The sequence below is a fragment of the Sneathiella sp. genome (assembly GCF_029233945.1).
Classification (GTDB): Bacteria; Pseudomonadota; Alphaproteobacteria; order Sneathiellales; family Sneathiellaceae; genus Sneathiella.
The window spans coordinates 1-5,842 of record NZ_JARGOQ010000010.1; the positions used below are offsets into that span (position 1 = coordinate 1).

Genomic DNA, 5,842 nt, shown 5'->3' on the forward strand with positions numbered 1-5,842 from the left:
GAAGAGGCCTCTCCCGGTTCCGTCATCGCGTATGCCGACCGAATTTCGCCGTTCAGCAATGGTTTCAGCCACTTTTCTTTCTGCTCCGGTGTTCCGACCCGCTCTAATACCTCCATATTACCCGTATCGGGCGCACTGCAATTCAAGGTTTCAGACGCAAGACTATTCTTGCCAAGTTCCGATGCAATGTAAGCATAGTCTAGATTGCTCAAGCCTTCGCCAGTCTCTGCGTCGGGCAAGAAGAAATTCCATAATCCCGATTCCTTGGCTTTTGCCTTAGCGCCGTCAAGCAGTTCTAGCTGACGCGGATGCCAGCTCCAACGGTCTTCTTTGCCTTCGTTTAGGGCATAGAATTCTTCCGTAATTGGCGCAACATTTTCCTGAATATGTTTTTGCACGGCATAAAGCAGGGGGCGCGCCTCTTCTGACATAGCTAGGTTAAACAGCTCCTGGTCGGTTCCCGACATATTATTAATCCTTATTTTGAATAAGTTGAATGTCCTTAATGCTGCGATTGTTCGCCACTATCTGTCAACTGCTATCACAACTACATGAAACGCGGAATATGTCTGAGAGCAACAGGTGCCTGCCAAGATCAAACGAATGATAGTTTCGTAGGCTCCTAATTTGGTTAGGCTAAAACCGCTAGGGTCTCCCACATTTTTTTGGTACTATACTTCGCGAACTTCAAAAAATGTAAGAATAAAAATGACAGATGTTCCAACAAATAATGACTGGCTTAATGAGACGGTTGAAGAGACTTTAGATCCTGATTTGCCGATTTGCGATGCTCACCATCACCTATGGGATGTGCGCCCTGGCAGAATAACTGAACGGTATCTTCTGGATGAAATCCTTGCCGATGTGAATACTGGCCATAATATCATCTCCACCGTATTTATCGAATGCGGCGCCATGTATCGGTCGACCGGACCTGAGGAGATGAAGCCGGTCGGTGAAACTGAGTTCGTAAACGGTATCGCGGCGATGAGTGCTTCCGGGCTTTATGGCGATACACGCGTTGCAGCCGGCATTGTCGGCACTGCCGATCTAATGCTGGGCGATGCTGTAGGGCCGATACTGGATGCCCATATAGGTGCGGGCGGCGGACGATTTCGCGGCATTCGCCATCGTGCAAGTTGGGATGCAAGTGACGAGGTGCCAAACTCATTGCCAACAACGATTGAAAATCTTTACCTGGATGCGACGTTCCGCGAGGGATTTGCGAACCTCGCCGCCCGGAATCTCAGCTTCGAAGGTTGGTGCTATCATCCGCAGATACCCCAGCTAACTGATCTTGCGCGTCATTTTCCGGAGACAACTATCATCCTCAACCATTTTGGCGGACCTTTAGGCATTGGGCCTTATAAAGGCAAGCATGATGAATATTTTCCAGACTGGAAAAAATCCGTGTCGGAACTTGCGACATGTCCGAATGTCGTTGCAAAGCTTGGCGGCCTGAATATGGAGATTAACGGCTTTGACTGGCACCATAACGAACGCCCTCCATCCAGCAAAGAATTGATGGAAGCAACGCGACGCTTTTATGAACATACCATCGAACAATTCGGCCCTGACCGGTGTCTGTTTGAATCAAACTTTCCGGTCGACAAGGTAAGCTGCAGCTACAATATTCTATGGAATTCATTTAAGCGGCTGACGGCTGATTATAGCGCGGAGGAAAAGGCCGATTTATTCCACGACACCGCGAGCCGTGTATATCGGCTCGAATAATCACGGATTTCGCGACCGCATTGGCCATGCCAGTGTATCCAATTGATCCGTTATGGCGACATGGCGATCAGGTTAGTCTTAAAACTAGTTTTTGAACTTCAGGTCCATTAAGCTGTATGCCGGGGCCGATAAATTCTTAGGGCAATAATCACCAATGACGACAAACAACTTATTCACGCCAATAGCTATTGGCGAGCTGCAACTATCAAACCGTGTCGTGATGGCACCGCTGACACGGATGCGCGCGACAGTTCCCGGGAACATCCCGAACGAAATGATGGCGGAATATTATGGCCAGCGCGCAAGTCGCGACAGCCTTATCATTGCCGAAGCTTCTCAGGTTTCGGAAGATGGCAGAGGTGCCCCATGCACGCCCGGCATTCATTCCGCCGAGCAAATAGCTGGCTGGAAGCTGGTCACGGAGGCTGTTCATGCAAAAGGCGGGAAGATCTTTCTGCAGCTCTGGCATATGGGCCGGTTGTCCCACCCATCCTATCAGCCTGACGGGGGATTACCGATCGCCCCGTCAGCAGTGCCTGCAAATGTAGAGGTCACTACGCAGGAGTTCAAGCGCGTTCCCTGCCCTACACCACGGGCGCTGGAAACTGCGGAAATTCCGAACCTGATCGAACGCTACGTCCACGCTGCATGCTGTGCAAAGGAAGCAGGGTTTGACGGCGTCGAAATCCATTCAGCCAACGGCTATCTGCTGGAACAATTCCTGCAGTCGCGCACAAACAAGCGCACCGACCTTTATGGTGGCTCGATTGAAAATCGCTGCCGATTGGTGCTCGAAATCACGGAAGCCATTTCCAAGGTGTGGGGGGCGAACCGGGTTGGTATTCGCCTGTCTCCTTTCGGCATTGCCAACGATAGTGGCGAGGACGAGCCAATGCCGCTTTATTCACATCTCATAAACGAACTGGACAAGCTTGGTTTGGCATATCTGCATCTGATCGAACCGCGCGCCAGCGGCGCGGGTCAACGCGATGTGGATCATAAAAATGTGCCCTCGGCGGCACAGCTCTTCCGCCCGATCTGGAATGGCATCCTGATCGCGGCTGGTAATTTCAACAGGGAAAGCGCGAGCGATATGTTGGCGAAGGGCGATGCCGACGCAATTGCCTTTGGCCGCTTTTTCATTTCCAACCCCGACCTGCCCGAGCGATTGCGACTGGACGCACCCTTAACCCCGTACAACCGCGCAACGTTCTACAGTCGCGGGCCGGAAGGGTATATCGACTATCCAGCATTGGTCAGTAGCGTGACAGATTAACGATAAAAAAGTTGGCCGCATGCCTAAGGCGGATGGACGCGCGTTGGCGGTCTAAATTCCTTTTTCAGCCAGAAACCTGGCAACCGCTTCAAGACAAACCTGCCATGCCGGTTCACGGTCAACAATAATATGATTGCGACTCTCAAGCGGAACAAAATGGGCATCTGGAATACCGGAGGCGACAGCCCGCCCAATTTCAAGCGGGATGCGCTGATCAAATTTTGAATGGAGGACAAGGGTCGGCGCTTTAACTTGTGCAAGGCGATCGCGAACATCAATATAACCGAATGCGTCCTGAAATCGGGCCGCATTTTGCGGAGATGTCGTTTGCCGTTGGAATTCATCGAACCAGGCCAAGTCCTCCGCACTCGCATCCGGCATGAAGGTCTGGGAGAAGATATGCCTGTAGGCCGGATTGTCCGTACCCCAACCGACCTCGGTCAGCTTTAACACGGCTTCACGCCGCGCCTGTTCCTCCGGGCTTGAAAGATGCCGCCACCCTGCAGCATATCCACCGAGTAAAATCAATCCTGAGACTCGCTCAGGGTGGCGCGCGGCATACTCAATTGACACTGCAGCCCCTTGCGAGATACCGAATAACGGAAATCGCTCCAGCCCGACTTTATCGGCGACGGCTTCAAGATCTTCGACGAATGCGTCAAAACTCAATTCCGAGACATCCCAGTCCGAAAGTCCGCATCCACGTTCGTCATATCGGATAAATTTACGATACCGGGCCGCGGCGGCGAAGCTTTTACCCCAGATCGGGCTCTGCCAGTCCAGCTCAAGATGATTGAGCCAATTGGCCGCCTTGAGGATTGGCCGACCCGATCCGACAGTAGCGTAAGCAATTTTCGTCCCATCGCGAACCTCGCAAAACCCGATCCGTTGTGCCCGAAGGGCACGAGAGGCAGAGCTTATCTTCAGCCCTGTGGCGCGCCGGATTGAAAGATCAGACACAGGCGTTCCTATATTTTGATTTGGCGAAGAGCCTTCAGAGGCGAGCCGATCATAAGCCTTTGCCGCAATCGGATCCACCTCACGCCAGAGCCGTTTCCATTTTTTCTCGGCCGCTGGTGGCAATTGCGGATGTGTCGCTAATAGTTTTAAAACATTAGCTCTTGCTACCTGGACATCCTCCCGCTCCGACAGAAGCCAGGACTCAAATGAGTTATCGCCCGCACCGTCAAGACCATCGAACAAGATCAAATCGAGCCTTTGAGCCATCTTTTCCAGATCGTCAACCGGCAGATGTTTTTTTTGGTCCCGCAATTGAGAATAGATGTCTCTGATATCGATATCGATGTCCTCAATGTCGAGGAAAACCCGCTCCCTGTCGGCGATAATTCGCGGACGGTCCGGCGTGTCCACCACTTTTCTCAGTTTGCTGAGCGACCATCTCAGCGCGGCTTTCGGATCGTCGGGTAAATCCCACAACAACTCGCACAGACGTTCACGGCGATGCGGGCGTCCGGTTGCTGCGAGAAATGCCAGCAATGCGCGCGCCTTGCGTGATGCAGGCAGTGCCACATTCTTCCCGTGTAATGTAATGCGCAGTTCGCCCAAAAGCGAAACCTGGAGATCCTTCAGCAAGTGATACTCCGCGGTGCTAAAAACAACGATAGAAGAATAACAATACCACTCTCATTACAACGATGACAACAACGGTCTGTCCCTATCTCCCCTGCAAGTTATTCATCGGCACATTTGACCGATACTAACGACACCAGATAGATGAGAAGGATAATCGAGTGAAAATTTCAATTAATATCCGTCGGGATATCGTGACCGTCAAAATTGCTGGTACTGTGGATAGCCATGTCGCAGGCCGCCTTTATGATGCGCTCGTTCAGTGTGTTGGCAGTGGAAAGCAGAAGTTGATCATCGATTTGTCAGGCGTGCAGCTCATGACACGCGCAGGAATGCGCGGGCTTGTTGTTGCCGCCCGACTCATGAAAAGTAACCGTGGCAACATGCGGATATGCGGTGCTCAAAAATCTGTTGAAGCCGTCCTTCAAAACCTTGGTTACAATCATCTGTTTAACCTTGATCCAACGCATCAGAATTCCATCGATAACCTGTGCGAAGCGCGGGGCAGGAAAGCTAGGGACACGGCAAAAGTCATCCCATTTGGCAGCACCATACTACCTCGACCGGAGGGCCAGTGCCCTATCGAAACCGAATATTACAGAAGTAATCCGGTAATCTGGCGGTGGGAACTGTCTTAGCCGTCTTTTGACGCACTCACCTTCTAGCGCTGCTGCAAAACATCAAGATATGCAGACAAGCCTTCGTGTCTACAGCCCGCTAGTCAACCGTATATGTGAAACCGATCTAAACCATTATAGGAGATAAAATATGTCTTACAGTCAAAATCCCACGGCCAATGAGGTCTTCCCAACCGGCAACGGGCGAGAATCCGGAAAATTGCTCGCGACAATTCCGTTGCGTTTTTTCCGCACTATTCGTGAGTATTTTCGTTGCCAGCAAGATTATCAAAACCTTCTGGCGCAACCAGACTATCTGTTGAAGGATATTGGGCTTACCCGGGAGCAAATTATCGCCGCTAAAAATGTGTCGCCTGTCCGGGCACCGAAGACTGATATTGACGACTAGAATGCTCGATCCCGGACAGGTACGCTTGGAAAGAAACCACAACCTTCCGGGATCAGAGCAACGCCCTTGTCAAGCCATCGCATATTCCATCCGAGCAAGAATGGATATCCTGAACAGATCGCCGATATAAATGAAAACAACGCGTTTGGGATCCCGTGAAGGCTGACAGCAAAAGCCAATCCTTTGGATTATTTAGTTTCGTTGAGTAGCAAATAG

General features: G+C 51.3%; 6 protein-coding genes. 4 read left to right on the forward strand and 2 right to left on the reverse strand.

What is annotated here, in order from left to right; all coding sequences use genetic code 11:
- On the reverse strand, positions 1 to 467 hold a 467-nt coding region (locus P1U71_RS05030), incomplete at its 3' end, for an acyl-CoA dehydrogenase family protein (RefSeq protein ID WP_301104460.1).
- Between the two features lie 241 nt (positions 468 to 708).
- Between P1U71_RS05030 and P1U71_RS05035 the strand changes: the two genes are divergently transcribed.
- Positions 709 to 1,734, forward strand: a complete 1,026-nt coding sequence (locus tag P1U71_RS05035) for an amidohydrolase (RefSeq protein WP_301104461.1) — start codon at positions 709 to 711, stop codon at positions 1,732 to 1,734.
- A gap of 154 nt (positions 1,735 to 1,888) precedes the next feature.
- Entirely contained in the window at positions 1,889 to 3,010 is a 1,122-nt protein-coding gene (locus P1U71_RS05040) for an alkene reductase (RefSeq protein WP_301104462.1), read from the forward strand.
- Positions 3,011 to 3,061: 51 nt separating this feature from the next.
- On the opposite strand, the gene P1U71_RS05045 is transcribed toward P1U71_RS05040, so the two are convergent.
- Positions 3,062 to 4,603: an alpha/beta hydrolase gene (locus tag P1U71_RS05045; RefSeq protein WP_301104463.1), complete on the reverse strand. Its 1,542-nt coding sequence runs from the start codon at positions 4,601 to 4,603 to the stop codon at positions 3,062 to 3,064.
- Between the two features lie 158 nt (positions 4,604 to 4,761).
- Between P1U71_RS05045 and P1U71_RS05050 the strand changes: the two genes are divergently transcribed.
- Positions 4,762 to 5,238 (forward strand): STAS domain-containing protein, encoded by a 477-nt coding sequence (locus P1U71_RS05050; protein WP_301104464.1) that lies wholly within the window; start codon positions 4,762 to 4,764, stop codon positions 5,236 to 5,238.
- A gap of 130 nt (positions 5,239 to 5,368) precedes the next feature.
- On the forward strand, positions 5,369 to 5,626 hold the full coding sequence (locus P1U71_RS05055) for a DUF1127 domain-containing protein (RefSeq protein ID WP_301104465.1): 258 nt from the start codon (positions 5,369 to 5,371) through the stop codon (positions 5,624 to 5,626).
- Positions 5,627 to 5,842: the final 216 nt, after the last annotated feature.